Below are 26899 nucleotides of genomic sequence, written 5' to 3'. Positions count from 1 at the left end.
CCCATGCGCCTCCCCCTCCTGCTCCTGCTGCTCGGCCTGCTCCCGCTCCTTCTCCCCCTGGCGGCCGCGGCGCAGGAGGATCACTGGACCGCCTGCCGCCGCGCGATTACGGCCGCCGAGCACGGCTCCGGCCTGCCGCCCGGCCTGCTGCTGGCCATCGCCCTGGTCGAGACCGGCCGCGGCGACCCGCGCAGCGGCCGCTTCGAGCCCTGGCCCTGGAGCTGGAATACCGGCGGCGAAGGCCATGCCGAGCCGAGCAAGGAGGCGGCGCTGGCCGCCGTCCGGGCCGCGCAGGAAGGCGGGCGCCGCTCCATCGATATCGGCTGCATGCAGGTGAACCTGCTGCACCACCCGGACGCCTTCCCCGGCCTCGCCGAGGGCTTCGATCCGGCGACCAATATCCGCTACGCGATCGGCTTCCTGAAGGCGCTGAGGGCACAGACCGGCAATTGGGCGGACGCCATCGCGCAATACCACTCGGCCGATCCGGAACGCGGCGCCGGCTATCAGCGGCGGGTTGTGCTGGCGCGGCTCGGCACGGCCTGGGCGGCGGGCGGGGCGGTGCCGCTCGCGGCGCGCAGCCTCGTCGGCCTTTGCGCCGCCGGTCGTCAGCCCTCCCTGGTGATCCGGCGCGGCGGCGGCGCGGCCCGGCCGCGCCTCGCCTGCTCGGGCGCTGTCAGGCGAGCGACAGGTTCGGCACGCGCACCAGGGTGAATAGCCCGAAGGGCGGGCAGGGATCGATCTCGACGGCCTGCCGCGGATCCTCGAGCAGATCCGTCAGGGCGAAATCCGGATGCCAGCCGAGCACGCGCGAGAGCGGGGCGAGCGTCCGCTCGGCCCACCAGCGCAGCCCGCCCTCGGCGGCGAAATGGTTGACGAAGAGCAGCTCCCCGCCCGGCCGGACCACCCGCCGCATCTCGCGGAACAGGCGCCGCGCATCCGGCACCACGGTCGCGGTGAACATGGCGACGGCGATGTCGAAGCTGGCATCCTCGAAGGCCATCGCCTCGGCATCCATCTCGACCAGGCCGATCACATTGCTCAGCCGCTCGCGCGCCACCCGGTCGCGGGCGCGGCGCAGCATGTCGCGCGAGAGATCGATGCCCACCACCCGCTTGCGCGGATCGTAGAGCGGCAGGGCGAGGCCGGTGCCGACCCCGACTTCCAGCACCCGGGTTCCGGGCAGCCGGTTGGCAGCGGCGACGGCGCGGCGGCGTCCGGCGCCGGACACGCCGCCGAACACCTCGTCATAAACTCCGGCCCAGCGGCGATAGGCATCCCGCACGGCGCCGGCATCGAGTGCGGCCCGGGGATGTCCCTCGCGGTCGATGGGCTTGCGGTGCGGCTGTTGCAGCCTGGCGTGCGAAATGGCCCCGCTCTCCTCCGGTGGCAGGCCCCTGCGCTAGACCAATGGGGCGCAGGACGCAAGCGGGTGCCGTTACCTCCGGTCCGGCAGGGCAACCAGGATTCCTCCGGCGGCGATGATCGCGGCACCCATCAAGGTCCAGCGATCCGGCCAATCGCCGAAGACCAGCACGCCCGAGAGCGTCGCCCAGACCAGCTGGGTATAGGAAAGCGGCGCCAGCAGGCTGACCGGCGCCCGGGCATAGGCCAGCACCAGCAGCCCATGGCCGAGTGCCCCGAGCAGGCCGAGCATGACCAGCAGCCCCCAATCCCCCAGCGGCGGCCAGGTCCAGACCAGCGGCTGCACCAGGCTGGTCACCACCGCGCCTGCAAAGCCCGTATGCAGGATGGTGGTGCGCGGGTCATCGATCGCCGCCAGCCGGCGCGTAAGAATCTGGTAGACCGCAAAGGCCGAGGCGCTGCCGAGTGGCAGGATAGCGGCCCAATGCGGCGGCTCCGCCCCGGTCAGGAAGGGCGGCCGCAGCGCCAGCAGCACGCCGGCAAGGCCGATGCCGACCCCGAGCCAGCGCCGCCAGCCGACCCTCTCCCCCAGCCACACCGCCGCCAGCGCCACGGTCAGCAGGGGCGAGGCGAAGCCGATCGCCGTCGCATCGGTCAGCGGCAGATGCGGCAGGGCGGAGGAAAACATCAAATTCGCGCAGGCCAGCATCATGCTGCGCCAGGCCTGGAGCCAGGGCGCCCGCGACCGCCAGGGCAGCCGCCCCATAGTGAGGCGAAACAGAAGCGCCACCGCGATCAGGCTGAACAGGAAGCGCGCCCACATCAGCTGCGGCACGGCGTAATGGGCCGTCAGCAGCTTCAGCAGCGTGTCCATGCAGACGAAGACGGCGAGCGCGGCCACCTGCAGCGCCAGCCCGGCAAGCCAGCCGGTCACCGGCTGGCAGAATGGATGACCATTTCGTCAGGATCGCCCCGCCGGCGCCGCGGGGCAAGCCGCGGCGCGCAGGCGGAGGCGGATCAGGCGGCGTCTTCGCGGCGGTCGCGGGCCTTCACATAGGCGACGGAGGCATGCTCCTGGCAGTAGGGCTTCCCGCTCGCCGCCTCGGCCGAGCAGAAGCGGAATTCCGGCGTGCCCGGCTCGCCGAGCGGCCAGCAGCAGCTGCGCAGCGAGGCGCGCGGGAAGGGCCGCACCACGGCGGAGGGCTGTTCCGGCCGGCGCGGCGCCACCTCCCGCGGCGAGGCGATGCGGCGCGGCGCGGCGGGGCGCTCGGCGGCCTCGGCCTCGCGGCGGATCGGGCTCGGGCGCGCATCGAGGTTGAGGCGATGGGCCTTGCCGACGACGGCATTTTTCGAGATGCCCATGCGTCGGCCGATCTCGGCGGTCGAATGCCCCTCGGCCCAATAGGCCCGAAGCTGGTCGATTGCCTCTGCCGTCCACTCCATGTGGTTCTCCCCTGCCTCGACCTACCAGATGTCGCCACCCACAAGATACGGTAGGATATCGCGTGGTGAGGCCACAAGTTCTGGCGGATGTCGCGGCAGCGGATTCTTGTGGAAAACCCCTTCGGAGCCCTCAACCGAAGACCAGATGCCACAGAAGCGGCAGCAACAGGGCCGAAGCCAAGGCATTCAATCCCATTGCAAGGCCGCTGAAGGCCCCTGCGGCGGCGCTGACCGAGAGCGCGCGGGCGGTGCCGATCCCATGCGATGCAGTCCCGATGGCGAGTCCCCTCGCGCGCATGTCGCGGACCCTTGCCAGGTCGAGAACGAGCGGGCCGAGCGCCGCGCCGGTGATGCCGCTGCAGATGACGAGGGCGGCCGTGAGGGAGGGCAGCCCACCAATCCGCTCCGCAATGCCCATCGCTACCGGAGTCGTGACCGAGCGGGGGGCGAGCGAGGCCACCACCTCGGGCGCTGCCCGGAGCGCGAGGGCGATCCCGACTCCGACCGCCGCCGCGAAGAGCCCCCCGGTGACGACCGAGAGCGCCGCCAAGGCCGCCGAGCGCCGCACCGCCGCCCATTGCCGGTGCAGCGGCACGGCCAGCGCCACGGTCGCCGGGCCGAGCAGGAAGTGCACGAACTGCGCCCCCTCGAAATAGGCGCGGTAGTCGATTCCCGTGAGAAGCAGTGCGGCCGCCAGGATGGCGACCGCGAAGAGCACAGGATTGGCCAGCGGATGCCGCCCCAGCGCCCGCTGCAGCCGCAGCGCGCCGATCCAGGCAAGCAGCGTCGCCGTCAGCGCCGCCAGCGGCTCCCGCGCCAGATAGACCCAGATCTCGCCGAGCTCGCTCATCGCCGGCGCAGCAGCCATTGCGCCAGCCGCCCCGTCACCGCGATGGCGGCGAGCGTTCCAACCAGCACCGCGAGCGAGAGCGGCGCCCAGTCCCGCGCCAGCAGCGGCAGGTAGAGCACCACCCCGACGCCCGCCGGCACGAAGAGCAGGCCGAGATTGGTGAGCAGCGCATCGGCCGTGGCCGCCAGCGCCGGCGGTGCCTCCTGCCGGCGCAGCAGGAGAGCGGCGAAGAGGAGGACCATGCCGATCACCGGCCCCGGGACCGGCAGGTGCAGCGCCCTCGCCAGGACCTCCCCCGCCAGCTGGCAGGAGAGGAGCGTTGCGAGGGCGCCGATCACCCCGCCCCGCTTATTGCAGGTCCACCGTCACGAGGTCCTGGAACCAGGACTGCGCGGAGGTGAACCCGCGCACCCGCCGCGACATGGCGCGGGGGTTCAGGTCGTGGACGATGAAAAGCCAGGGCGGATTGTCCACCAGCCGCTCATGCGCCTTCGCATAGGCGGCGTCGTAGCTCGCCGTGTCGCGGGCATTCTCGAGCGCGGCGAAGGCTTCCTCGAATTGCGGGTCGTTCCACTGGCCCCAGTTGAAGCCATTGGGCGGGACGAAGGCCTGCAGGAAGTAGCGCGCCGCCACCGCCGGATCGGAGGAGGGCGAGGACGGGTTGACCGAGGTCGAGCCGTTGAGGATCGGGGCATCCGGGGCCTGGCGCACCGCGGTCAGCAGGGTGTTCCACTCCGTCACTTCGAACGAGACCTCAACACCGCAGGCCTCCTTCAGGTTCTGCTGCAGGAACTCGTTCATCGGCAGGGGCAGCATCTGGCCGGAGCCGCTGGCCGAGATCATCACCTTGAAACGCAACGGGTTCTGCGCCGTGAAGCCGGCCGCGGCGAGCATCGCCTTGCCCTTCGCGGGGTCGAAGCCATAGCGGTTCTGCGGGCGACCGAAATGCGGGTCGGAGGGCTTCAGCCAGCCCACGCTCGGCTCCGCCGTGCCGTTCAGCAGCTCGACCAGCCCGGCGCGGTCGACGCAGTAGTTCAGCCCCTGGCGGACCCGGACATCGCGGAAGGGGGTGGTGCTGCCGCCCGTCTGATAGAACCAGGGCCAGACATGCGGATAGCTGTTGGTCACCACATTGAACCCGGCCGATTTGAGGCTCGGGATCGCATCCGGCGGCGGCACCTCGATCCAATCCACCTGGCCGGAGCGGAGCGCGGCGAGGCGGCTATTCGCCTCCGGGATTGGCAGCAGCAGCACCCGGTCGAGCTTCGGCACCCGCGCCTGGTCCCAGTACTCCGGGTTCTTCGACAGCTCCGCCGAGACGCGCGGGGTGAAGCGCGAGAGGCGGAAGGGCCCGGTGCCGGCGGGTGGCAGCTGCGCCACCTTGGCCCAGTCCCGCCCGCCCTGCTCGAAGCTCTGCGGGCTCGTCATCAGGATATAGACGGCCATGTAGGGGAAGTAGCTGGCGACGCGGGTGGTGGTGATCGCCACGGTCCGGTCGTCGATCTTGCGATAGGCGCCCATGATGGGGACGCGGGCGCGGGTGATGCCGCTGCCCGCCGGCTCGAATTGCGGGCTGTCGGTCTTGAAGTAGCGGTCGAGGTTCCAGATCACCGCATCGGCCGTGAGCGGCGTGCCGTCATGGAACTTCACCCCCTGGCGCAGGTGGAAGATCCAGGTCTTGGGGTCCGCCGGATCCTGCTCATAGCGCTCGGCGAGGCCCGGGCGGAGCGTCGCCGGCTGGTCGGCCCGCGAGAGGTCCCAGAGCACCAGCCCCTCGAAGGCCGGGTAGCCGAGGAAGCGAACCCCCTCGAACCCGTTATTGGGCGCGCCCGTGGTCGTCGGCACATCGGCCGCGGTCATGGCGATGCGCAGCACCTTCGGCTGCTGCGCATCGCCGGGCGAGGCCCCGAGCAGGGCGGCCAGCGCGAGGCCGCCGATCAGTCCCAGTCGCTTCATCTGTGGTCCCATCCCCGGTTTGGTCCCCGGGTGGGATGCAAGCGGCGTGCAAGCGGCGCTGCCCGGCCCTGCGGCAGGGCCGGCAACCCGCCCCTGCCCAAAAGCGCGGCAGCGCGCGGTCATTGCAGGTCCACGCGGGTCAGGTCCTGATACCAGGACTGGGCCGAGACGAACCCCCGGACGCGCCGCGACATGGCGCGCGGGTTGAGGTCATGGACGATGTAGAGCCAGGGCGCGCCGTCCACGAGGCGTTCATGCGCGCGCCGCAGCGCCGCCCGGATGCGCTCCGGGTCGCGCTCGGTCTCGACCGCGGCGAAGGCGGCATCGAATTCCGCGTCGCGCCAATGCCCCGCATTCGATCCCACCGGCGTCGCATTGGATGAGAGGAACCAGCGCGCCATCTGCGAGGCGTCGGACGACACCAGGCTGATGTTCAGCGCATCGGCGCCGAGCCATTGCGGCGCGGTCGGTTCGGCCCGCAGCCCGGCCAGCAGCGTGTTCCACTCCACCACCTGGAAGGCGATCTCGACCCCGCAATTCTCCTTCAGGCTCTGCTGCAGATACTCGTTCATCGGCAGCGGCAGCATCTGGCCGGAGCCGCTGGTCGAGATGCCGATGGTCAGCTTCAAGGGGCGCTGCGGCCCGTAGCCCGCCTCGGCCAGCAGCGCCTTGCCGCGGGCGGCGTCCAGCCGGTAGCGGTTCTGCGGCTGGCCGAACAGCGGGTCGCCCGCCTTGTAGAAGCCCACCGAGGGTTCCGCCGTGCCGTTCAGCAGCGCCAGCATCCCGTCGCGGTCGATGCAGTAGTTCAGCGCCTGGCGCACCCGCACATCGGCGGTCGGGCTGCCCGCCTTGCCCGCGGCGAAGACCCAGGGCCAGACATGCGGGTAGGAGTTGGTCACCACCTGGAAGCCGCCCTGCCGCAGCGAGGGGATGGCATCCGGCGGCGGCACCTCGATCCAATCCACCTGACCGCTGCGCAGCGCGGCGAGGCGGGTATTCGCCTCCGGCATGGGCAGCAGCAGGATGCGGTCGAGCTTCGGCTTCCGCTCCGGGTTCCAATAGGCGTCGTTGCGCGAGAGCTCGGCCGATTGGCGGGGAACGAAGCGGCTGATGCGGAAGGGCCCGGTGCCGGCGGCGCCGGCCGCCGCCACCTTGCCCCAGTCGCGGCCATTGGCCTCGAAGCTCTGCGGCGAGGTGAAGAGGATCCAGGTGAGGAGATAGGGCAGGTAGGAGACCGGGCGGGCGGTCTCGATCTCGACCCGGCCATCCTCCAGCTTGCGGTAGCCGGTCATGATCGAGACCCGGCCGCGGGCCAGCGCCGCGCCGGCCGCATCGAATTGCGGGCTGTCGTTCCTGTAGAAGCGGTCGAGGTTCCACACCACGCTCTCGGCGGTGAAGGGCGTGCCGTCGTGGAAGGTGACGCCGCTGCGCAGGGTGAAGCGCCATTTGCGCGGATCGGCGGCATCCTGTTCCCAGGCGGTGGCGAGGCCGGGGCGCATATCGGCCGGCCGCTCGGCCTGGGTGAGGTCCCAATCGACCAGCGGCTCGAAGACCGGGAAGCCGAGGAAGCGCATCCCCTCCGACCCGTTGTTCGGCATGCCCGAGGTGGTGGGCACGTCGGAGGCGGTCATCGCGATGCGCAAGACCTTGGGTTGCTGCGCGCCGGCGCTGAATGGCAGGGCCAGGCTGGCGAGAAGGGCGAGGCGGGTGGCAAGGCGCAAGCGGGCTACTCCTCATCGGATGCCCCCTGCCCTAGCAAGGATCGTGCTCGCGCCGTTCCAGCAACTCCACCATCACCCCCTCCGGCCCGCGGATGAAGGCGAGGCGGAGCGGGCCGGCCTGGAGCGGGCCGATGGCGACATCGGCGCCGAGCGCCCGGAGATGGTCCAGGGCGGCGTCGAGATCGGCGACGCCGAGGCCGATATGCTCCAGCCCGCAATAGGGGAAGGCCGGGGCCGGCGCCGGCGGATGGTCCGGATTGGCCGGGCCGACCAGCAGGGTCTGGCCATCGAGGCGGAGGACCCAGCGGCCAGGCCGCCCCTCCGGCTGCGCGCTGGCGCCGAAGAGGCCCGCGAAGAAGCGGGCCATGGCGTCCGGGTCGCGGGCGCGGAGATGGACATGGTCGAAGCGGAACATCAGGCGGGTTCCATCCAGCGGGGGATGCGGGCGCGGCCGCCGGCCATGCGGTGCATCGCATGCAGGGTGCGCCAGACACGCCGCGACGGGAACCAGAGGCGCTTCAGCATGGAGTCGGCGAAGGCCAGATGGATGGGGCGGTAGATTTCGGACAAATCCGGATCGGGCAGGCATTGCGAGGGCGCCGGCAGCGCCGAGAACAGCTTCAGCCGCCGGGCGAGCACGATGGCATGCAGCCCGCCGCAGAGGCGGATGGCGCGGCGGAAGGCGCAGCAGATGCGATGCGCAAGCGACGCCAGGCGCTGCGGATGCAGCGCGACGGCGACCAGCAGCCGCGGCCAGAGCCCGGCCCGGGCCCAGCGGCGATAGGACCGGCTGACGGTATCCGGCTTGCCGTGTTCGGCCGGCAGCATCCGCCAGGGCGCGCGGCCGCCGCGATGCTTGGTGGTGGCCCAGCGGAAGATGGCGTCCAGCCGCTCGCGCGGGGTGCAGTCCAGCGGCCGGCCGCGGTCGGAGAGGCCGCAGCCCATATGGGTGAGGAGGGGCGCCAATTCGGCCCATTCGGCATCCGTCATCGGCGCCCAGGGGCGGGCGGGGGTGAGGCAGGTGAGCGGGTCGAGATAGAGGCGGCGGAACAGGTCGTGGCGGGTGACGAGATCGACGGGGAAGATGCCGGGTGGGACGGGATCGGGGCGGCGGCGCTTGCGGCGGAAGAGGAGCATGGGGTTGGGCTCGGCGGTGGGGGCGGAGAGAACATATCGGGAACGAAGTGAAAAGGCAAGGGCGGAGCGGCGGCGGATAAAGGCCGTACTGACCAAGCCTGGACTTTTCGGATGGTGGTCACTGGCCGTCTGCAAACGCGTCCGTGGCCCGAAACCGGACGGTGCTGCGCGCCGCCAGGACCTTCCGGACAGTCAGTGAGTGCTCGGGGAAGCGGCTTGCAGTCCGGCCGGGCTTGGGCACCGGCGCCACGATGACCGGCGCCCTCGGCGCTTCCCCCAGCCCCTCACCTGCAGTGGATCAAGCCCAGACGCCAGTCTCGAGGTAGTGCTGGGTGACCGCTGCGGCGATGGCGTCCCAGTCCGGTTGGGCCTCCACGATCGGTGCCTGAAGCGGCGCTTCGCCGCTGGACCCTGCATGCCCGGCATCCCAGGCCAGCAGCATGTCGTAGCTGCCGTTCCACCAGTCTCCGGTCGCCTCGTTGTAATGGCTCATCGCGGCGCCGATGGCGTCCCAGTCGAGGCTGGCCTGCACGGCCCCACCGGTATTCCCGGAGGGAGCCTGGATGTCCGGGTCCGTGCCGTGCCCGACACCGTGGAAATCGACTCCGTTCAGGTCGGTCACCGGAGCGCCGACATCCTTGAGGATGGCCAGGTCGAGGTTGGTAATCGGGAAGGAGCGGCCCCCGAAGGAGACGCCGTTCATCAGATCATCGGCCAGGAGGTCACTGCTGAAATTGGCGAGGTGGTAGAAGTTCTGCGTGGTGCTCACCGTGGTCAGCGGCACCGGGCCGCCATAGACGGCCTCGGCCGTGGGACCGGTGAAGAAGGCCGTGCCATCGTCATGCCGATCGATGAGGGTGTCGTACGGCGTGACGTACAGCCCATTCGCCGAGGGCTGGCCATCCTGCTGCAGGAAACCGCTGACGCCGAAACCATGGGCGAGTTCATGGCGGAAGACGGACGAGGCATCCACATGGCCGTTCGGCACCGGGCCGTCGCCGAAATGGAGTTCCGGGAGGTAGCCGGGATCGACCGTGACCGTAATGTCAGAGGTCGTCCCCGGCACGTGCTCGCCCTTCTGCAGGGCGTAGACGCCGCTGGTCTGAACCAGGGTCGCCCCGGATTCCGTGACGCCATTGGCAATGCTGGCCGTGGGTGAAGCCTCGGCGCGCCCGGCTGGCGTTTCGTCGATGTTGAGCTGGACGACCAGGGTGCCCGCTCCCGCCAAATGGTCGGAGAAGTCACCGAGTGCCTCATTGAGCGCACCGACAAGTTGAGCATCGGACGAATACCCAACCGTGTCATTGAGATTAACTTTATAGTTGAAAGACATGCGCTCCGCCCCACCACAAACGCCAAAACCACGCGCCGAACACGCTGCGATGGCCTTAACGTCCCGGGCCCCAGGCGCAGGCGCAATACTGAGTGAAATAGAGTATTATTTATGGTTCGACTGGGATGCGGCAGCAGAACGAAAGTCCCGGACGTACGCTGCCAGGCGGCTGGCACCTTGGGCATCCGCTTCGGCTCGATGCCGGGATGGGCAAGGCGCCGCGAATGCGGCGACACTCCTCCGCCCGCAGCACCGGGCGTCGGCCACGCAGCCCGCTGAGGAGCAAGCCCATGGTCAACACCGCCCCCACCGACCCCGACCACCCCACCCTCTTCGGCAGCTTCACCAGCAGCTCCAGCTACAAGCCGATGCTCTTCCTCTCGCTCTCCGGCCTGCCCTTCAGCTTCCGCACGGTGAACCTGAAGACGGGGGCGCAGCGGACGCCGGAGTATCTCGCGCTGAACCGCCACGGCCAGGTGCCGACCCTGCAGCATCGCGGGCTGACGGTGATCCAGTCCAACGTCATCCTCGACTACCTGGCGCGCGCGACCGGGCAGTTCGACGGCGCCACCGACCAGGCGCGGTGGGAAGCCCGCTCCTGGCTCTCCTGGGAAGCGGATGCGATCACCAACATCGCCAAGGTCCGGCACTACCGCCGCTTCCGCGCGGTGGACCCGGCGGTGATGGACTACTTCCTGCCATTGGCCGAGGCGGCGCTGGAATTCCTCGACCGGACGCTCGCCGATGGGCGGGACTGGCTGGTCGGCGGGGATGCGCCCAGCATCGCCGATATCGGCTGCTGGGGCCGCATGGTCTTCATGGCCGAAGGCGGGATCGAGATCGCGCGCTGGCCCCATCTGCAACGCTGGGCCGGGCGCCTGGCGGCGCTGCCGGGCTTCGCCCTGCCCTATGACCTGATCCCGAAGCGGGACACCGAATTCCCCGGCCGTCCCGCCGCGGGGTAGCCCCCTACCCCGTTGCCTTGCGCGGGTCGTGGTAGCGCGTCTTCAGCTCCGCCTTCCACAGCTTGCCGGTCGCGGTGTGGGGCAGGCTGTCCACGAACTCCACCGCATCGGGAATCCACCACTTCGCCACCTTGCCATCATAGAAGGCCAGCAGTTCCTCGGCGGTTGGCGTCATGCCCGGCTTGGGCTGGACCAGCAGCAGCGGGCGCTCGTCCCATTTGGGATGCGGCATGGCGATCACTGCCGCCTCCTGCACCGCCGGGTGCCCCATGATCAGGTTCTCGAGGGTGATGGAGCTGATCCACTCGCCGCCCGACTTGATGACATCCTTGGCGCGATCGACGATCTCCATGCAGCCGAGCTCATCGACCGTCACCACATCGCCGGTGCGGAACCAGCCATCCGCGGTGAAGGCGGCATCGCCGGGGCGGTTGAAGTATTGCGCGGCGATCCAGGGGCCGCGCACCTCCAGCTCACCGAAGGCCTGGCCGTCATGCGCGATCTCCTGCCCATTGCCGTCGCGCACCCGGATCTCGACGCCAAACAGCGGCCGGCCCTGCTTGCGCGCGTAGTCGAGGAAGCGGTCGGCATCCCAATCCGCATTCTCCGGCTTCCGCGCATTGGTGGTGCCGAGCGGGCTGGTCTCCGTCATGCCCCAGGCATGCAGGATGGGGACGCCGTATTCCTTCAGGAAGCCGGCATTGATCGCGGTCGGCAGCGCCGTGCCGCCGACCACCAGCCGCGGCGGCTGGGTGAAGCGCCGCGCCGGGTCGGCGCGCATCCAGTTCAGCAGCGCGGTCCAGATGGTCGGCACGCCGGCCGAGAAGGTGACGCCTGTCTCCTCGATCAGCCGATGCAGGCTGGCGGGGTCGAGCTTCGGTCCCGGCAGCACGAGCGAGGCGCCGGCGGCCGCGCCGGAATAGGGGATGCCCCAGGCATTCACATGGAACATCGGCACTACCGGCATCACCACATCCTGCGCGCCGATATTGAAGCAGTCCTTCTGCAGGGTGCTGATGGCATGGATGACGGTGGAGCGGTGGCTGTAGAGCACGCCCTTCGGCTCGCCCGTAGTGCCCGAGGTGTAGCAGAGCGAGGAGGCGCTGCGCTCATCGAGCTCGGGCCAGGGATAGGTCGTGGGCTGGCCGGCGATCAGGCTTTCCATCGCCAGCAGCTCGAACCGGCCGCGCAGCGGGCATTCGGCGGGCAGGTCGGCCTCGGTCCCCATGACGATGATGGTCCTGAGGCTGGGCGGCAGCTTGTCGGCCAGCGCCTCGGCGCCCGCGAGCAGCGTCGGGTCCACCAGCAGATGCGTGTCCTCGGCATCGGCGAGGATAAAGGCGATCTGCGCGGGGAAGAGGCGCGGGTTCACCGTATGCAGCACCGCCCCCATGGAGGAGATGCCGTAATAGGCCTCCAGATGCCGGTGGTCGTTCCAGGCGAGGGTCGCGATCCGCTCCCCCTGCCGGACGCCGCGGGCGGCCAGCGCATGGGCGAGCTGGGCGGCGCGGGCGGCGATTTCGGGCCAGCTATGCCGCACCAGATTGCCATCGGGCCGAACGGAGGTGATCATTGCGCCTGCGTGGTTGCGGGCGGCATGCTCCAGCAGCATCGAGATCAGCAGGGGGCGGTCCTGCATCAGGCCCAGCATCGCGGTCGTCTCCCCATTCGTGGTTGGGCCGAGTATGCGGGGGCCGGGGCGGCGGGGCCAAGGGGGACGGCGGAGCTTCCGCCTGGGACCTGCGTTAGCCCCGGCAATGGATCGGAGGGACGGTTTGGGCGGTGAGGATGCCGATCATCGGGAAGCGCTGCGGCAGCAACGGGCCCTGGCCCGCTTCGGGGAGCTGGCGCTGCGATCCGAGTCCCTCGACGAGATCCTGAACGAGGCCTGCCGCCTGGTCGGGGAGGCGCTCGGCACCGATTTGGCCAAGGTGGTCGAGCTGCGGCCGGATGGCGAGACGCTGCTGGTCCGGGCCGGCGTCGGCTGGAAGCCGGGCGTCGTCGGCGAGGTCCGGCTGAGCCTGTCGGAGGGAACCTCGGAGGCATTCGCGCTGACCCAGCAGGTGCCGGTGATCACGCCCGACCTCGAGGCCGAGACGCGCTTCCGCTGCCCGGATTTCCTGCGCGAGCACGGCGTCCACGCCTTCGCCAATGTGATCATCCTCGGCGCCACCGGGCGGCCGCCCTTCGGCATCCTCCAGGTGGACAGCAAGGTGCGGCGGGATTTCGGCGCCGCCGACATCGCCTTCCTCCGGAGCTATGCCAACCTCCTCGCCGCGGCGGTGGAGCGGTTGCGGGTCCTGGGCGAGCTGCGGGACAGCAACCGCGACCTCGAACAGCGGGTGGCCGAGCGCAGCCTTGCGCTGGAGGCCGAGGCGGCGGAGCGCGAGCAGGCGCAGGCGGCGCTGCGCCAGCTGGAGGCGATGAAGACCGTGCTGTCGCACCTGCCGATCGGCGCCGCGCTGGTGGCGCCCGATGGCCGGGTGCTGGTGGCGAATCCGGAATTCCGCCGGCTGCTGCCGCGGCCGATGATCCCCTCGGTGGATTCCGAAGTCGGCAGCGAATGGACGGCCTATTATCCGGACGGGCAGCGGGTGGCGCCGGCGGATTACCCCGCGGCGCGGGCGCTGCGCGGCGAGGCCCTGCTCAACCTGGACTTCCTTCATACCGGCGCGCCGGAGGGTGCGCGCTGGCGGCGTGTCAGCGGCATCCCGGTGCTTGGCCCGATGGGGGAGGTCGCCGCGGCGCTGGTCGTGATCGTCGATGTCGACCAGGAGGTGCGCGCGGCGGAGCGCCAGACGCTGCTGACGCGGGAGGTGGATCACCGCGCGAAGAACATGCTGGCCGTGGTCCACGCGGCGCTGCGGCTGACCCGGGCGGAGGACACGCCGAGCTTCATCCGCGCCATCGAGGGCCGGGTGGCGGCCCTGGCGCGGGCGCAGGTGCTGCTGGCGGCGGATCGCTGGTCGGGGGCGGACCTGCACAGCCTGCTGCGCGGGGAGTTGGCGCCCTTCCTGAACCGCGCCGGCGCAGGCCCGCAGGCGGCGCTGCATGGCCCGCGCCTGAGCCTGCCGGCGCCGGCGACGCAGCCCCTCTCCATGGCGATCCATGAGCTGGCGACCAATGCCACGAAATACGGCGCGCTCTCGGCGCCGGAGGGCCTGGTCACGGTGGACTGGGCGGTGGAGGGCGAGCAGCTCCGGCTGCGCTGGACCGAGCGCGGCGGGCCGGCGGCCGCGGCGCCGCCGGAGCGGCGGGGCTTCGGCTCCCGCGTGCTGAACGCCACCATCCGCACCCAGCTCGGCGGCAGCCTGACCATGACCTGGGAGGCGACCGGGCTGGTCTGCAAGATCGCCTTTCCGCTGCGCGGCACGGCGGCGGAGATCGAGGCGGAGCAGGATTGGGAGGGGAAGGAGGGCTAGGGGCCCGCCATCCCAAGCCGCCGCAGCCGATTGGCCCAGGCGCCCACGGGCCCTAGGCTCGGTCCATGCGGCGAATTCCCCTCGGACCCATCGAAGCCTTCGCTGTGGTGGCACGGTCGCAGAGCCTCGCCAAGGCGGCCACGGCGATGCACCTCACGGTACCTGCCCTCAGCCGCCGCATCCACCAGCTCGAGGCGCATCTCGGCACGCCGCTCTTCCACCGCCTGCCGCGCGGCCTCCGGCTGACTGAGGCGGGGGAGGCCTATTTCGCCTCGCTCGCGCCCGCCTGGGAGGCCATCCACAGCGCCACGGAAGCCGCCCGTCGCCAACCCAATACCCTCAGGCTGAGCATCATGCCGAGTTTTGCCGCAAACTGGCTGGTGCCCCGCCTGGGGCGTTTCCAGTCCCGTTGCCGGGACATCGCCCTCACGCTCGAAACCTCACCCGAGCCGGTCGACCTCGCAGCGCGGCCGGATCTCGACGGTGCCATCCGCCTCGGCCTGGGGCCCTGGGATGGGGCGACCGGCCTGGCCTTCCTGTCGGTGGAAGGCTTCGCTGTCGCCAGCCCCGGCCTGGTATCCGCCCTGCCGCGGCTCCGGCACCCCCAAGACCTCCTGGCGCATGGCCTGATCGGCACGCACCACCAGCCGGTATTCTGGCAGGATTGGTTCGCCGCCCAGGGCGTCGATGCGTGCCCCGAGCAGAGCCAGAGCTTCGACAACCTGCAACTCGTCTATGAGGCCGCGGCCGCCGGCCTTGGCATCGCGCTCGGCCTGGCGCCCGTGGTGGCGCCCTATGTGGAGGCCGGCCGCCTCAGGCCCCTCTTCCCCGCCGTGCCGCTGCCCCGCCGCTTTCATCTCCTCCGCCACCATGGCCGCGAGGAAAGCCGGGCCTTCCTGCTGTTCCGCAATTGGCTGCTCGAGGAAGCGGCCTCCTTCCGGCTTGCAGCAGGCTGAAGCCCCAGGGCCGCGAACTGAATGCTGCTTGTCCTGCCGGTCGTCTAGCATCCGCGTCCCATCGCGGAGCGGAGCCACCCATGACCGAGTACCGGCTGCACTACTTCCCGGAATCCGGCAACAGCTACAAGCTCGCGCTGATGCTCACCCTCTGCGGCCAGGAGTTCGAGCCGGTCTGGACAGATTTCGGTGCCGGCGTGACCCGCACCGCCGCCTGGCGCGCGAGGGTCAATCCCATGGGCGAGATCCCGGTGCTGGAGGAGAATGGCACCAGGCTGACCCAGACCGCGCCGATACTGCTCCGTCTTGCGGATCGCCATGGCCGCTTCGGCGGCAGGGAAGAGCAGGAGCAATTCGAGATCCTGCGCTGGTTGTTCTGGGACAACCAGAAGCTCAGCGGCTTCATGGCGGCCTACCGCTACCGCCGTGCCTTCACCCCCGATCCCGATCCGCGGGTGCAGGACTACATGCGTGGACGGATCGACGACTTCCTCGGCATCCTCGATGGCGAGCTGGCCACCCGCCCCTTCATCGCCGGCGATCGGCCGAGCGTCGCCGACATCTCCATGTGCGGCTACCTGATGTTCCCGCCGGAGGAGAGCGGCTACGACCTGGCCGCGCGCTTCCCCGCCATCGCCACTTGGCTTGGCCGCATCGCCGCTTTGCCCGGCTGGAAACCACCCTATGACCTGCTTCCGGGCCAGCATCTGCGTCGCTACATCTAGCCTGTGCTCGGCAAGGCAGCCGCGGCGTTCAGGCCCCGGGACCATCCCGGCGCGGCAGGCCGGGCCAGCACCAGCCCAGCCCAGCGCCCATCCGTCAGCACCACCACGCCTCGGCCCTTCACCGCGTGGGCAGAGCTGGATTGGCACCGGGGCGCCGACAGCGGCTAACCTCATGACCGAGGTGCCCCATGGTTGCGATCATCCGTCCCCGTCGTGAGCCGCATCTGGTCCGGATCGAGCCCGAGGACCGCCTCGTGGTGCTCGCCCGGACCATGCAGGCACGGCACCCCGAAGCGGAGGCCGCGCTCAGGGACAGCGCCGTCCACTGGACGCGCTTCGGGGAGACCTGCCTCGGGCAAGCGCTCTACCGGCACCGCAGTGTCGTGCGGAGCGCTGCGGAAGCGCCCGTCTGGAGCCATCTCGAACTGAGCTACTTCCGCGGGCTGATCCCGGCCGAGGCCATCGTCAACCTCGTGCAGGATCCGCAGCCGGCGGGGACGGACCTGCTGCGCGCGGAGCTGCTGCTGACTACGCCCGCATCCTTCGTGCTGCCGCGCGCCTGGCAGGGCTCGGCCGATCGGCCGGTGTCGCTGGAATATATCGACGTGCAAGCGGCCCATCTCACCGAATACCGGGAGGTCATGCGCCGATATTGCGGTCCGGCCGCCGCGAAGCTCGTCCAGGCGAACAGGTTCGGGACGTTCAGGGCCATGGAGACGGCGGCGGTGCTCTACCGCGCTCCGGCGTTCAGGATCGACTGGAACCAGATTCATCTCTGCGAGGTGGATGCCGGCGGCTTCAACGGCTTCGGCCAGGAATTCGCAGCCGCGCTCCGGGACTCGCCGGATGGCGCCGACATCGCGCGCATCTTCGCCGACCTCGACCGCATCCGCACGCTTCCCCGTTGGACCTTCAACGATCCCGTGGTCGAAGCGGAGGCGGCGCTGGCGCCATGACCATGGGGGGTTGCGCCGATGGCCTGGGACCACGCTGCGCTCGCACCTCACTGGCAGCCGGGAAGCCGCGCGGACCAACCGCAGGCCGGACCAGCCCCTCCGGTCAGGCGATTCCGCCTGACCGGAAGCACTTGCTAGGCGCCGAAGCCGCCATCGATGGTGTGCATCGCGCCGGTCACGAAGCCCGCCTCCGGCCCTGCCAGCCAGGCGACCATCCCGGCCACGTCCTCCGGCCGCCCATGCCGCTTGAAGGCCATGGCGGGGTAGACGAGGTCCTTGAATGGCCCGTCCGCCGGATTCATGTCGGTGTCGATCGGCCCGGGCTGGACGACGTTCACCGTGATGCCGCGCGGCCCGAAGTCCCGCGCCAGGCCGCGTGCCATGCCCTGCAGCGCCGATTTGCTCATCGCATAAGCCGACACGCCGGGGAAGGAGACCCGGTCGCCATTGACCGAGCCGATGACGATGATCCGCCCGCCCTCCGGCATGCGCCGCGCCGCCTCGACCGAGGCGTGGTAGGGCGCGGCGATGTTGATGCGGATCAGCCGGTCCACCGCGTCCGGGTCCATCTCCAGCGGGTCGCCGAAGACGACGACGCCGGCATTCACCACCAGCACATCGAGCGGCCCGCTGTCGCGCACCCGGGCGATCACCGCGTCGCGGTCGGCGCTGTCGGTCATCACGGCCCTGGCGCCGGTCTCGCCCGCCAGCCGCTCCGCCGCTTCCTTCGAGCCGGCATAGGTGAAGGTCACCCCCGCGCCTTCCGCCGCGAGGCGCCGCACGATCGCCGCCCCGATCCCCCGGCTGCCGCCGAGCACCAACGCGGACTTCCCTTGAAACATGGCCATCGGGCCCTCCTTGAGAGTTAACGTAGTTGCCGCTACATAAACCCCAGGAAGGCCCCGTCAAGGCATTTTTGTATCAATGGCTACAAATACTCCCCGCCCCCGCGGCCGGCCCCGCCGCTTCGATCCCGATCAGGCGGTCGCCACCGCCCAGCGCCTGTTTCATGCCCGCGGCTATGACGCCGTCAGCGTCGCCGACCTCACCGAAGCGCTCGGCATCAACCCGCCCAGCTTCTATGCCGCCTTCGGCAGCAAGGCGGGGCTCTATGCCCGCATCCTCGCCCGCTATGCCGAGGCCGGCGCCATCCCCCTTGCCGAGATCCTGCGGCCCGACCGGCCGGTGGCCGAATGCCTCGCCACGCTGCTGGAGGCGGCCGCCCGGTATTACGCCGCGGATCCCGAGGCCGCCGGCTGCCTGGTCCTGGAAGGCACCCGCTGCAACGACCCGGAGGCGCGCGGTGCCGCCTGCGCCACCAACCTCGCGGCGGAGGAGGTGATCCGCCGCTACATCGCCGCCCGCCATCCGGCGGAGGCCGAGCGGCTCGCGGATTTCGTCTGCACCACCATGGCCGGCCTCTCGGCCAAGTCCCGCAGCGGGCATGGGCTGGACCGGCTCCTCGCCACCGCCCGCCTCGCCGGCCAGAGCCTCTCCCAGGCGCTGCCCGGCTGAGCGGCGCCCCCTCCCCTCACCTCACCTCTCCCAGGGCGGCACGGGGCCGAGATGCCGCACCAGCAGCTCGGTCAGGGCGCGCAGCCGGGCCGGGGCGGCGCCATGGCCGGGAAAGACCAGCCAGATGCCGAGCTGTTCCGGCTGGCCGAGGCTCGGCGGCAGGGCGACCAGCTCGCCACGGCGCAGATGCTCCCCGACATCCCAGGTGGAGTGCAGCCCGATCCCGAGCCCGGCCAGGCAGGCCTCGCGCAGCGCCTCATTGCTGCTGCTGACCACGCGGGGCGAGAGCCGGGCGCGCCGGGCCGGGCCGCCGCCCTCGGGGACCAGCATCCAGGCCTCGACCCCGTGCAGGACCAGCGCATCATGCCGCGCCAGCTCCGCGAGGCTGTGCGGCGTGCCGCAGCGGGCGAGATAGGCCGGGGCGGCGCAGAGCACCCGGTGATTATAGGCGAGGCGCCGCGCCACCAGGGTCTGGCCCGAGAGCGGGGCGATCCGCACCGCGGCATCGCAGCCGGTGGCGACGAGGTCGAGCTGGCTGTCGGTCAGCAGCAGGTCGAGCCGCAGGCCTGGATGGGCCGCCAGCAGCTCGGCCAGGACCGGGGCCAGAACCTTGCGTCCGAAGGTGGCGGGGGCGGTGAGGCGCAGCGTACCGGACAGCGCGCCGCTGCCGCCGGGCAGCGCCGCCTCGGCTTCGGCGGCGGCGGCCAGGATGCGCTCGACATGCGGCAGGAAGGCCTCGCCCTCGGGCGTCGGGCGCAGGCGCCGGGTGGTGCGGGCAAACAGGCGCAGGCCGAGCCGCCCTTCCAGCACCGCCAGCCGCCGGCTGGCCGCGGCCGGGGTCAGGCCGAGCGCGCCGGCCGCGGCGGAGAGGCTGCCAGCCTGGGCGATGCGTTGCAGCAGGCGGAGATCGGGCAGGTCGAAGGGCGGATTGCTGAGCATCGGTTGAAAGTGTTTCGCTCAAGGGCCCGATTTTCAATTCGATTCCGCGGATGCACCCTGCCGCCCGCCATTGGAGACCAGGACCATGAAAGCCGTCGCCTATACCCGCAGCCTGCCGATCGCCGATCCCGGCTCGCTCCAGGACGTGACCCTGCCCGATCCGGCGGCACCCACCGGCCGCGACCTGCTGGTCGAGGTGCGCGCCGTCTCGGTGAACCCGGTCGATACCAAGGTGCGGATGCGGACCGATCCGGGCGGCACGCCGAAGGTTCTCGGCTACGACGCCGCCGGCGTGGTGCGCGCGGTAGGGCCGGAGGCGCGGCTGTTCCGGCCGGGCGATGCGGTCTTCTATGCCGGCGACATCACCCGCCCCGGCACCGACAGCGCGATGCACCTGGTCGATGAGCGGATCGTCGGGCCGAAGCCCGCCCGCCTGTCCTTCGCCGAGGCCGCCGCCGTGCCGCTGACCGCGATCACCGCCTGGGAGGCGCTGTTCGACCGGCTCGGCATTGCCCGCGACCCCGCGCCGCGGCAGGAGGCGGTGCTGATCATCGGCGGCGCCGGCGGCGTCGGCTCCATCGCCGTGCAGCTGGCGCGGCAGCTGACGGGCCTGCAGGTGCTGGCCACCGCCAGCCGGCCGGAGACGATGGACTGGGTGCGCGGCATGGGCGCGCATGCGGTGCTGGACCATGGCGGCGACCTGGTGGCGCAGGTGCGGGCGCTCGGCCTGCCGGTGCCCCATGTCTTCGCCACCACGCATAGCGAGGTGCATTGGCCCGCCATCTGCGAGATCGTCGCGCCGCAGGGCGCGGTCTGCCTGATCGACGACCCGAAGGTCCCGCCCGACTTCCGCATGCTGAAGCCGAAATCGGCCTCCCTGCATTGGGAGTTCATGTTCGCCCGCGCCATGCACCACACCCCCGACATGGAAGAGCAGCACCGGCTGCTGGCCGAGGTGAGCCGCATGCTCGATTCCGGGACGCTGCGGACGACGCTGGCGGAGAATTTCGGCCGGATCGACGCGGCCAATCTCCGCCGCGCCCATGCCGCGGTCGAAAGCGGCAAGGCGCGCGGCAAGGTGGTGCTGGAGGGCTTCGGGGACTGAACGGAGGCTGAGCCCGTTAGGCTTCGCGTATCAGGACTTCCGGCCCGTGCCGATGAAGTAGGCGATCGGGATGTCGAGCCCCCGCGGGCCGCGGTAGACCTCGGCCCGCCTGGCGAGGACGTCCCGCGCCCGCGCCTGGGTAGCCGCGTCCTGTACCGCGATCGCGCTGGCGGTCACCGCCATGCCGCCCATGCCCGCCCGCCATAGCGCCTCGACATCCGGCAGGGCGTGGGTGGTGCGGTGCGCCGCGACATCCACCCCGCCGAGCCCCGCCCCGCGCAGCAGCCTGGCGAAGGCCTCCGGCTCGGAGAAGCGCAGGGTGTCGTGACCCTGCGGCACGTCCGGGTGCGGCGGCAGCCCCAACTCGGCGATCACCTCCCTGAACAACCCCTGCACGCGCTGGCGCTCCGGCCGGTCCCACCAGCTGAAGGCGAGCACGCCGCCTGGCACGAGGACGCGCACGCACTCGACCAGCGCCGCCTCGGGCTCGGGGAAGTGGCCGAGCGCGAAGTTGCCGAGCACCGCGTCGAAGGCACCGTCCGGGAAGGGCAGCGCGACCACGTCGCCCACCCGGAACGTGGCGCCGGGATGAGCTTGCTGCGCCAGGGCGACCATGCCCGGGGAGACGTCCAGGCCCGTGACGGCCGCCCCGCGGCCGAGCGCGGCCGCGGCGGCTACGCCGGGGCCGGTGGCGACGTCCAGCACCCGCCGCCCCGCCGCAACCCGCGCCGCGTCGAGCAGCGGCCCGAGCGCGAGGCCGGTCAGGGGAGCGAAGTGCTTCGCGTAGCGGCCGGCGATGCGGTCATGCGCCGAACTTTCGAATGCCGTGAAGGCCCGTGCATCAAGCGCCATCCCGCCGCCTCTCGTTGCTCGCCTGCCTGGCCCGCCGCGCCATGTACCGTGTCAGCGAATAGAGATCTTCAGGTGTTCGTAGGGCGAGCCGATCCCCATCATGGAGGGGCGCGCGGTGTCGGGATCAGGCATCCGTGGGTAACCCGCCACGGACCGCACCGCTTGGCCACCAGCCTCCATCAGATGGGGGCCGGCGGGGATCCACTGGCGACCCTGCGCCGGACCGGAGTGTCCGCCTGGAGCCGTTCCATTTCGTGGCCGGCCATGGGCGGTGAACCGCCGCAGCTGCAATACCCGGCGGGCGAAGGGTGTCATATCCGGCGCTGGCCGCCAGATGAAACTGCGGCAAGTAATCTCCCAAGATTGCGAGGCCCGGGCTGATTCCGAAAAGATATTCGGAACCCTGGCAATAACAGCCTTGGGTCGTCCGGATGCCGATGGGCCATACGGGAGCAAGGCGACACCGACCGATCACCGGGGGCTGCGTCCAACCGTCATGGGCTGTTCAGCCGCGGACGCATCCTAGCGGGCGGTGAGCAGCGCCGCCGCCCTCTCCCCGATCATCAGCGCCGCCGGCTGGATGTTGGAGGAGGGAATGAGGGGCATGACGCTGGCATCCGCCACCATCAGCCCCTCCACCCCCTTCAGCCGCAGCCGGCGATCCACCGGGGCAATCGAATCCTCGCCCATCCGGGCGGTGCCGCAGGGGTGGTAGACGGTGCCGCCGTCCTGGCGGATTTTTGCCAGTATCTCCTCATCGGACTGCACCCGCGGGCCGGGCGTCAGCTCCTCCTCGATCAGCGCGGCGAGCGGGGCCTCGGCGGCGAGGCGGCGGGCATATTTCACGCCCTCGACCATCAGGCGGCGGTCGCTCGCGGCTTCCAGGTAGTTGGCGCGGATCACCGGCTTGTCGGCAGGGTCGGGGCTGCGCAGCGTGATGGTGCCGCGGCTGTCCGGGCGGCACTGGCAGGCGCTGAACATGAAGCCGGGCCAAGGGTCGGGGCCCTGGTCATAGGTCGTGACGGTGAAATTGACGAAGAGGTATTGCATGTCCGGCTCCTCGGCGCCGGGCAGCACGCGGGCAAACAGGTTGGCCTCGGCGGCGCCGATGCTCATCGGGCCGCGCCGGTCGAAGGCATAGCGCGCGGCCATGCGCAGCTTGCCCATCGGGCCCCGCACCAGCTCATTCACCGTGCCGCAGGGCTTCACCCGGTAGCGCATGCGCTGGAGGAAATGGTCCTGCAGGTTCTGCCCGACGCCGGGCGCATGCAGCCGCGTCTCGATCCCCATCGATTGCAGATGCGCGCCATCGCCGATGCCCGACAGCATGAGGAGATGCGGCGTGCCGATGGCGCCGGCCGAGAGCACGACCTGGCGCCGCGCCTCCCAGCGCTCGGGCCCCGCCGGGCCCTGGACCAAGGCGCCGGTGCAGCGCGTGCCCTCGAAGAGCAGGCGGAGGATGGTGCGCTCCGGCATGATCCGCAGATTGGGCCGGCCGCGGGCGGGGCGGAGGAACATGTCGCCCGAATGGCTGCGGAAGCCGCCCTTCACATTCATCTGCATCGGCCCGGCGCCCTCATGCCAGGCGCCGTTGAAATCCCTCACCCGCTTATGGCCCATGGCCAGCGCGGCGGCGACGAAGGCCTCGGCGCCCGGCGAGGTGTGGCGCGCCTCGCTGGCATGGATCGGGCCCTCGGTGCCGCGCTCGGGCGAAGGCTCGCCCGCCCAGCGTTCCATCCGGCGGAAGAAGGGCAGCACGTCGTCATAGCCCCAGCCGCGCGCGCCGGACTGCGCCCAGCGGTCATAGTCGCGCGGGCTGCCGCGCAGGAAGACGAGGCCGTTCACCGCGCCGGAGCCGCCGACCACCTTGCCGCGTGGCCAATGGATGCTGCGGCCTTCGAGCCCCGGCTCGGCCTCGGTGTGGAAGCGCCAGTCGTATTTGCCGGAGGCATAGAGCCGGGCGAAGCCGGCGGGAATGCGGATCCAGGGGTCGCGCCAGGCGGCGGGCCCGGCCTCGATCAGCGCGACCTGGGTGGCCGGGTCTTCCGACAGGCGCGCGGCGATGACGCAGCCGGCCGAGCCGGCGCCGAGGACGAGGACATCGGCGACATGGACGGCCGCCGCCGCCCCGCGCGCGAGGGAGCCTTCGGGCATGGCGTTTCCTCCGGTGTTCGGCCGGAGGATGGCATGCCGATCGGGCGTGGCGATATGCCCGTGAGATGGGCGAGCCCGCCCGGCCAAGCACGCAGCTGTGTACTCCTCCCGCAATGAACTCCGTTTCAATTGAGAGCGGGTTGCATTTGCTTGCCGTAATATTGGGTCGGTATGCGACTGGAGGGTCGGGATGCTCTCGCTATCGATCAGTGGTGACGAAGGCTGGAGCCGTCTTCGACGCTTCATGGCCCGTCTGCCACGGCTGTGGCAGGATCTGAGGGCACATCCGGCCTGGCTGGTGTTCTTCGTGCTGGGCCGCTGCCCCATGGCGCGTCGGGGCGTGCAGGGGCTGATCGCCATCGCACGGCGCAGGCAGGTTGCGGCCCCGGGACCAGGCGAAGCCCTGGCGCCCTGGGACTCGGCCACCGTCGCCGCCGCGGTGAAGGCCGAGGGCATTGCCACCGGACTCCGGCTTCCGCCCGATATGGTCACGCGCATCCGCGCCTATGCCGAGACCAATACCTGCTACGGCGGACGGCACTGGACCACCCCGTTCACCATCGATGGCCATGCCGAGGCGGAGCGGCAGCACGGGTGCAAGCTCCTGGTCGGCTCCTTGCGCGACCCCATGCAGAACTGCCCCGAGGTTGCCGAACTCGTCCGCAATCGCTGGCTCCAGGACATCGCGGCACGCTATCTCGGCGCGGAGCCGCGGGTCATCGATGTCCGGCTGTGGTGGAGCTTCCCGAGCCAGGCCCCGAGCCGGACGGATCTGAGCCTCGCGGCCCAGGACTCCTTCCACTTCGATCTGGCCGATTGGCATCAGATGAAGTTCTTCTTCTACCTGACGGATGTGGACGAACGCGGCGGCCCGCATCTCTATGTCCGCGGCAGCCATGCGCACCGTCCTTTCGCCCATCATTTCCCGCTCTTCAGCGCGAAGACGGACCGGCAGATCATCGGCGCCTATGGCCGCAAGGCGGTGCAGATGATCACCGGACCGGCCGGCACGGGCTTCGTCGAGGATCCCTTCGGCTACCATACCGGCACGCTGGTGACGGAGGGGAGGCGTCTCGTCCTCGAGATCTCCTTCGGCATCACCGACGTCGTGCGCCATGTCCGGCCGGCATCCGGGTGACGGTGCAGGTCGCCGCCCTCCCCCCGCACCATGCCGGCCTGGCACGGCTGCGGCTGCTCTTCATCGGCTGGGTGGTTCTCTATCACCTCGATCTGCTGCTGCGCGTGACGGTGGACCTGGCCTGGCTCCGGCCCGTGATCCGCAGCGGCTATCTGGGGGTGGACGGATTCTTCCTGCTGTCGGGCTTCGTGCTGTGGCTCGGCTACGGCTCGCGCCCGCCGCAGGGTTCCGCTGGCATTGGCCGCTTCCTGCTGCGCCGCTTCGCCAGGACCTGGCCGCTCCATGCGCTGGCGCTGCTGGCGCTGGCCGCGCTCGTCGGCCTTGCGGTGGCCTGCGGTGCGGAGGTCAGGGAGCCTGAACGCTTCGCCCCGGGCCAATTCCTGCTGCAATTGGCGCTGCTCAATGCCTGGGAGACAACCGGGCAGCTGGCCTGGAACTCCCCCAGCTGGGCGCTGTCGGCGGAATGGGCGGGCTATCTGGCCTTCCCGCTGCTGCTGGCTGGCGTCATCCGCCTGCCGCTGGCCGCCTGCCTCGGGACGGCAGGGCTGCTCCTGATCGGTCTCTGGGCCCTGTCGCTGCTGGAGCCGGGAATCGGGCTGAATTACACGCTGCATCTCGGACTGGTTCGCTTCGGCCTGGAATTCGGCCTTGGCCTGCTGCTGGGTCGCGCGACCATGGCGGGATGCATCCCTGCCGCCGCGGCAAGGGCTGGCGTGGTGGCCCTCCCGCTCGGCCTTCTGCTCGGCCTGGATGCGCTGTCCGCCACCGGATTGGCGGCGCTGATCCCGGCCATCTGGCATGCGGGGCGCGACCAGCTGGCACCGGTGCGGCCGGACCTGCTGTTGCGCCTCGGCGAGGCGTCCTTCGGCACCTATCTCTGCTGGGTCTTCATCGAGGCCGTGCTGGTCGGCGTGCTGCGGCTCGGCCAGCCAGGGCTCGGCCTGCGCTTGCTGCTGATGGTGGCCGGCTTCGCCGCCAGCCAGGCCTTGGGCTGGGCCGCCTGGCGCTTCATCGAGGTGCCGGTGCAGCGCTGGATCCTGGGCCTCGCCGGCCGCAAGGCCCGGCGGATGGCGGCGGTCCCGGCGGGCTGACTGCGCCGCCTAGAGCAAACTTCGATCAGGTGGGATCACCTGATCGAAGTAATTTGCTCGTCCAGACAACAAGCTAGAGCGGCTTCCGTGAGACAAGGCCGATCGGGTCGGTCCAGGGCCATCCGCTGGGTCTTTTTCGCCCTGGGCGCGTCGGCCGAAAAATCCCTCGCCGGCCCTCAACCGCCGGCCTTGTCGAACGGGCCCTAGTCCAGCCGGAGATGCATGCGGTAGGTGGCGTTGCCGTAGACTGGGCTGACCTCGATGAGGACGGGGCCGGTCACTGGGGCGATGCCGCTCCAGATGCGGAGATCGGCCAGCATCGGGGCGGTGCCGACGGGCACCGGCAGGCGGATGTCGAAGACCGCATTCTGCTCGCGGCAGCGCAGCTCGACCGAGAGCCGCTGCCCGGCGCGGAGGACGATGGTGTAGCGCTCGCGCTCGCCGCGCAGGACGGCGCCTTCGACTACCCCGTCGCGCTGGCCGGGGCGGAAGGCGACCAGGCTTGGGCTGCGGCCGGCCAGGTCGGGCGGCAGGCTGCGGGCGGATCCACGGGGGGCGAAGGGGAGAAGCATGGCGGCACGGTCCAGGTCTGGGCCCGTCCCGGGGCTGCGGGGCGGTTGCGCGATGTCAACGAGCCTGGACGGCGAGGGTTCAGATCACGGTGTCGCTTGGCCACCGCCTGGACGCCCTCGCGGCCTCATCCCAGCGGACCGAAGCCCGCAGGTCCCGAGGCCGCGCGTTGGGCCGCGCCCTGGAGCACCGTCGACCGGGCCCAGGGCGCGACGCCTGGTGCGTCAGGTCAGCCGACCACCGCCCAATGGGAAGCGGGATCGATACTGACCTGGGCGCCGCTGGTCAGCTGCGAGCCGTTCATCTCCCAGATCTCCGCCTCGTCGGCCTGGCCGTGCCAGAGGATGTCGGACTTCCCGTCGCCGTTGAAATCCCCCACCCCGGTGATGGACCAGTAGGAACCGGGGTTGAAGTCCACGCTGCCGCCGCCGCTGATCTGGTTGCCGTTCATCTGCCAGACCGTCACTTCGCCGCCCTGGCCACGCCAGAGGATGTCGGACTTGCCGTCGCCGTCGAAATCCCCGGTCCCGGCAACGGCCCAGTAGTCGCCCGGATTGAAGTCCACGCTGCCGCCGCCGCTGATCTGGTTGCCGTTCATCTGCCAGACCGTCACTTCGCCGCCATGGCCGCGCCAGAGGATGTCGGACTTGCCGTCGCCGTCGAAATCCCCGGTCCCGGCAACGGCCCAGTAGTCGCCCGGATTGAA

Annotated in this window: 27 protein-coding genes; 10 read left to right on the top strand and 17 right to left on the bottom strand. The window is 70.7% G+C overall.

Annotated elements, in window-relative coordinates; all coding sequences use genetic code 11:
• Positions 1–3 precede the first annotated feature (3 nt).
• Entirely contained in the window at positions 4–714 is a 711-nt protein-coding gene (locus JMJ55_RS06135; RefSeq protein WP_202824629.1) for a lytic transglycosylase domain-containing protein, read from the top strand.
• On the opposite strand, the gene JMJ55_RS06130 is transcribed toward JMJ55_RS06135, so the two are convergent.
• The 10 genes from JMJ55_RS06130 to JMJ55_RS06085 all read right to left on the bottom strand — a co-directional run bounded on the left by JMJ55_RS06130 (position 677) and on the right by JMJ55_RS06085 (position 9805).
• The gene (locus tag JMJ55_RS06130; protein WP_236033498.1) at positions 677–1354 is read right to left on the bottom strand and encodes a class I SAM-dependent methyltransferase; all 678 of its coding nucleotides are present in this window, start codon (positions 1352–1354) and stop codon (positions 677–679) included. The genes JMJ55_RS06135 and JMJ55_RS06130 overlap by 38 nt on opposite strands.
• Before the next feature lie 84 nt (positions 1355–1438).
• Positions 1439–2299, bottom strand: a complete 861-nt coding sequence (locus tag JMJ55_RS06125; RefSeq protein ID WP_202824628.1) for a DMT family transporter — start codon at positions 2297–2299, stop codon at positions 1439–1441.
• An 83-nt stretch (positions 2300–2382) separates the two neighbouring features.
• Positions 2383–2808, bottom strand: coding sequence for a GcrA family cell cycle regulator (locus tag JMJ55_RS06120; RefSeq protein WP_202824627.1), 426 nt, complete (start codon positions 2806–2808; stop codon positions 2383–2385).
• 130 nt (positions 2809–2938) lie between these two features.
• Entirely contained in the window at positions 2939–3676 is a 738-nt protein-coding gene (locus JMJ55_RS06115) for an LrgB family protein (protein WP_236033448.1), read from the bottom strand.
• Entirely contained in the window at positions 3655–3996 is a 342-nt protein-coding gene (locus JMJ55_RS06110; RefSeq protein WP_202824626.1) for a CidA/LrgA family protein, read from the bottom strand. Before JMJ55_RS06110 ends, JMJ55_RS06115 begins: the two co-directional genes overlap by 22 nt.
• Before the next feature lie 10 nt (positions 3997–4006).
• Positions 4007–5614 carry an ABC transporter substrate-binding protein gene (locus JMJ55_RS06105; protein WP_202824625.1) on the bottom strand — a complete coding sequence of 536 codons (1608 nt, stop codon included), beginning with the start codon at positions 5612–5614 and terminating at the stop codon, positions 4007–4009.
• Positions 5615–5733: 119 nt separating this feature from the next.
• The gene (locus JMJ55_RS06100) at positions 5734–7335 is read right to left on the bottom strand and encodes an ABC transporter substrate-binding protein (protein WP_202824624.1); all 1602 of its coding nucleotides are present in this window, start codon (positions 7333–7335) and stop codon (positions 5734–5736) included.
• A gap of 31 nt (positions 7336–7366) precedes the next feature.
• Complete coding sequence (locus tag JMJ55_RS06095; protein ID WP_202824623.1) at positions 7367–7750, bottom strand: VOC family protein; 384 nt, start codon at positions 7748–7750, stop codon at positions 7367–7369.
• Entirely contained in the window at positions 7750–8472 is a 723-nt protein-coding gene (locus JMJ55_RS06090) for a transposase (protein WP_202824622.1), read from the bottom strand. The genes JMJ55_RS06095 and JMJ55_RS06090 overlap by 1 nt, the downstream gene beginning before the upstream one ends.
• Before the next feature lie 298 nt (positions 8473–8770).
• Positions 8771–9805, bottom strand: coding sequence for a hypothetical protein (locus JMJ55_RS06085; RefSeq protein WP_202824621.1), 1035 nt, complete (start codon positions 9803–9805; stop codon positions 8771–8773).
• Positions 9806–10095: 290 nt separating this feature from the next.
• Between JMJ55_RS06085 and JMJ55_RS06080 the strand changes: the two genes are divergently transcribed.
• Positions 10096–10770: a glutathione S-transferase family protein gene (locus tag JMJ55_RS06080; RefSeq protein WP_202824620.1), complete on the top strand. Its 675-nt coding sequence runs from the start codon at positions 10096–10098 to the stop codon at positions 10768–10770.
• Between the two features lie 4 nt (positions 10771–10774).
• Here the strand turns inward: JMJ55_RS06080 and JMJ55_RS06075 are convergent, their stop codons facing one another.
• Positions 10775–12421: a long-chain fatty acid--CoA ligase gene (locus JMJ55_RS06075; protein ID WP_202824619.1), complete on the bottom strand. Its 1647-nt coding sequence runs from the start codon at positions 12419–12421 to the stop codon at positions 10775–10777.
• A 124-nt stretch (positions 12422–12545) separates the two neighbouring features.
• Between JMJ55_RS06075 and JMJ55_RS06070 the strand changes: the two genes are divergently transcribed.
• The 4 genes from JMJ55_RS06070 to JMJ55_RS06055 all read left to right on the top strand — a co-directional run bounded on the left by JMJ55_RS06070 (position 12546) and on the right by JMJ55_RS06055 (position 16829).
• Entirely contained in the window at positions 12546–14192 is a 1647-nt protein-coding gene (locus JMJ55_RS06070; protein ID WP_202824618.1) for an HWE histidine kinase domain-containing protein, read from the top strand.
• Positions 14193–14257: 65 nt separating this feature from the next.
• Positions 14258–15148 carry a LysR substrate-binding domain-containing protein gene (locus JMJ55_RS06065; RefSeq protein WP_202824617.1) on the top strand — a complete coding sequence of 297 codons (891 nt, stop codon included), beginning with the start codon at positions 14258–14260 and terminating at the stop codon, positions 15146–15148.
• A gap of 80 nt (positions 15149–15228) precedes the next feature.
• Positions 15229–15873 (top strand): glutathione S-transferase family protein, encoded by a 645-nt coding sequence (locus tag JMJ55_RS06060; protein WP_202824616.1) that lies wholly within the window; start codon positions 15229–15231, stop codon positions 15871–15873.
• Between the two features lie 188 nt (positions 15874–16061).
• Positions 16062–16829 (top strand): hypothetical protein, encoded by a 768-nt coding sequence (locus JMJ55_RS06055; protein ID WP_202824615.1) that lies wholly within the window; start codon positions 16062–16064, stop codon positions 16827–16829.
• 134 nt (positions 16830–16963) lie between these two features.
• On the opposite strand, the gene bdcA is transcribed toward JMJ55_RS06055, so the two are convergent.
• On the bottom strand, positions 16964–17677 hold the full coding sequence (gene bdcA, locus JMJ55_RS06050; RefSeq protein WP_202824614.1) for an SDR family oxidoreductase: 714 nt from the start codon (positions 17675–17677) through the stop codon (positions 16964–16966).
• A gap of 76 nt (positions 17678–17753) precedes the next feature.
• On the opposite strand from bdcA, the gene JMJ55_RS06045 reads away from it, so the two are divergent.
• Positions 17754–18344, top strand: coding sequence for a TetR/AcrR family transcriptional regulator (locus tag JMJ55_RS06045; RefSeq protein ID WP_202824613.1), 591 nt, complete (start codon positions 17754–17756; stop codon positions 18342–18344).
• Positions 18345–18365: 21 nt separating this feature from the next.
• Here JMJ55_RS06045 and JMJ55_RS06040 read toward each other — a convergent pair whose 3' ends face one another.
• On the bottom strand, positions 18366–19283 hold the full coding sequence (locus tag JMJ55_RS06040) for a LysR family transcriptional regulator (protein ID WP_202824612.1): 918 nt from the start codon (positions 19281–19283) through the stop codon (positions 18366–18368).
• 85 nt (positions 19284–19368) lie between these two features.
• Between JMJ55_RS06040 and JMJ55_RS06035 the strand changes: the two genes are divergently transcribed.
• A complete protein-coding gene (locus JMJ55_RS06035; RefSeq protein WP_202824611.1) occupies positions 19369–20388 on the top strand; it encodes a zinc-binding alcohol dehydrogenase family protein in 1020 nt (339 codons plus the stop codon).
• A 30-nt stretch (positions 20389–20418) separates the two neighbouring features.
• On the opposite strand, the gene JMJ55_RS06030 is transcribed toward JMJ55_RS06035, so the two are convergent.
• Both JMJ55_RS06030 and JMJ55_RS06025 read right to left on the bottom strand, forming a co-directional pair.
• Positions 20419–21240: a class I SAM-dependent methyltransferase gene (locus tag JMJ55_RS06030; protein ID WP_202824610.1), complete on the bottom strand. Its 822-nt coding sequence runs from the start codon at positions 21238–21240 to the stop codon at positions 20419–20421.
• A 522-nt stretch (positions 21241–21762) separates the two neighbouring features.
• Positions 21763–23394 (bottom strand): GMC family oxidoreductase, encoded by a 1632-nt coding sequence (locus tag JMJ55_RS06025; RefSeq protein WP_202824609.1) that lies wholly within the window; start codon positions 23392–23394, stop codon positions 21763–21765.
• Positions 23395–23638: 244 nt separating this feature from the next.
• Here JMJ55_RS06025 and JMJ55_RS06020 point away from each other — a divergent pair, with 244 nt between their 5' ends.
• A complete protein-coding gene (locus JMJ55_RS06020; RefSeq protein ID WP_202824608.1) occupies positions 23639–24532 on the top strand; it encodes a phytanoyl-CoA dioxygenase family protein in 894 nt (297 codons plus the stop codon).
• A complete protein-coding gene (locus JMJ55_RS06015; protein WP_202824607.1) occupies positions 24529–25623 on the top strand; it encodes an acyltransferase family protein in 1095 nt (364 codons plus the stop codon). The genes JMJ55_RS06020 and JMJ55_RS06015 overlap by 4 nt, the downstream gene beginning before the upstream one ends.
• Before the next feature lie 203 nt (positions 25624–25826).
• Here JMJ55_RS06015 and JMJ55_RS06010 read toward each other — a convergent pair whose 3' ends face one another.
• Positions 25827–26195: a hypothetical protein gene (locus JMJ55_RS06010; RefSeq protein ID WP_202824606.1), complete on the bottom strand. Its 369-nt coding sequence runs from the start codon at positions 26193–26195 to the stop codon at positions 25827–25829.
• A 227-nt stretch (positions 26196–26422) separates the two neighbouring features.
• A partial coding sequence (locus JMJ55_RS06005; protein WP_202824605.1) for an FG-GAP repeat domain-containing protein occupies positions 26423–26899 on the bottom strand: 477 nt, incomplete at its 5' end.

The sequence above is a fragment of the Belnapia mucosa genome (assembly GCF_016775475.1).
Classification (GTDB): Bacteria; Pseudomonadota; Alphaproteobacteria; order Acetobacterales; family Acetobacteraceae; genus Belnapia; species Belnapia mucosa.
Note: the sequence above shows the minus strand (reverse complement) of the source record. Positions and strands in the feature narration are given on the sequence as shown.

Bases quoted from the DNA above. Each gene is read 5' to 3' on its own strand.
- JMJ55_RS06010 (WP_202824606.1), bottom strand. From the start codon at position 26,195: ATGCTTCTCCCCTTCGCCCCCCGTGGATCCGCCCGCAGCCTGCCGCCC.
- JMJ55_RS06025 (WP_202824609.1), bottom strand. From the start codon at position 23,394: ATGCCCGAAGGCTCCCTCGCGCGCGGGGCGGCGGCGGCCGTCCATGTC.
- JMJ55_RS06065 (WP_202824617.1), top strand. From the start codon at position 14,258: ATGCGGCGAATTCCCCTCGGACCCATCGAAGCCTTCGCTGTGGTGGCA.
- JMJ55_RS06035 (WP_202824611.1), top strand. From the start codon at position 19,369: ATGAAAGCCGTCGCCTATACCCGCAGCCTGCCGATCGCCGATCCCGGC.
- bdcA (WP_202824614.1), bottom strand. From the start codon at position 17,677: ATGGCCATGTTTCAAGGGAAGTCCGCGTTGGTGCTCGGCGGCAGCCGG.
- JMJ55_RS06040 (WP_202824612.1), bottom strand. From the start codon at position 19,283: ATGCTCAGCAATCCGCCCTTCGACCTGCCCGATCTCCGCCTGCTGCAA.
- JMJ55_RS06075 (WP_202824619.1), bottom strand. From the start codon at position 12,421: ATGCTGGGCCTGATGCAGGACCGCCCCCTGCTGATCTCGATGCTGCTG.
- JMJ55_RS06060 (WP_202824616.1), top strand. From the start codon at position 15,229: ATGACCGAGTACCGGCTGCACTACTTCCCGGAATCCGGCAACAGCTAC.
- JMJ55_RS06045 (WP_202824613.1), top strand. From the start codon at position 17,754: ATGGCTACAAATACTCCCCGCCCCCGCGGCCGGCCCCGCCGCTTCGAT.
- JMJ55_RS06020 (WP_202824608.1), top strand. From the start codon at position 23,639: ATGGCCCGTCTGCCACGGCTGTGGCAGGATCTGAGGGCACATCCGGCC.
- JMJ55_RS06030 (WP_202824610.1), bottom strand. From the start codon at position 21,240: ATGGCGCTTGATGCACGGGCCTTCACGGCATTCGAAAGTTCGGCGCAT.
- JMJ55_RS06055 (WP_202824615.1), top strand. From the start codon at position 16,062: ATGGTTGCGATCATCCGTCCCCGTCGTGAGCCGCATCTGGTCCGGATC.
- JMJ55_RS06085 (WP_202824621.1), bottom strand. From the start codon at position 9,805: ATGTCTTTCAACTATAAAGTTAATCTCAATGACACGGTTGGGTATTCG.
- JMJ55_RS06105 (WP_202824625.1), bottom strand. From the start codon at position 5,614: ATGAAGCGACTGGGACTGATCGGCGGCCTCGCGCTGGCCGCCCTGCTC.
- JMJ55_RS06120 (WP_202824627.1), bottom strand. From the start codon at position 2,808: ATGGAGTGGACGGCAGAGGCAATCGACCAGCTTCGGGCCTATTGGGCC.
- JMJ55_RS06095 (WP_202824623.1), bottom strand. From the start codon at position 7,750: ATGTTCCGCTTCGACCATGTCCATCTCCGCGCCCGCGACCCGGACGCC.
- JMJ55_RS06080 (WP_202824620.1), top strand. From the start codon at position 10,096: ATGGTCAACACCGCCCCCACCGACCCCGACCACCCCACCCTCTTCGGC.
- JMJ55_RS06090 (WP_202824622.1), bottom strand. From the start codon at position 8,472: ATGCTCCTCTTCCGCCGCAAGCGCCGCCGCCCCGATCCCGTCCCACCC.
- JMJ55_RS06135 (WP_202824629.1), top strand. From the start codon at position 4: ATGCGCCTCCCCCTCCTGCTCCTGCTGCTCGGCCTGCTCCCGCTCCTT.
- JMJ55_RS06115 (WP_236033448.1), bottom strand. From the start codon at position 3,676: ATGGCTGCTGCGCCGGCGATGAGCGAGCTCGGCGAGATCTGGGTCTAT.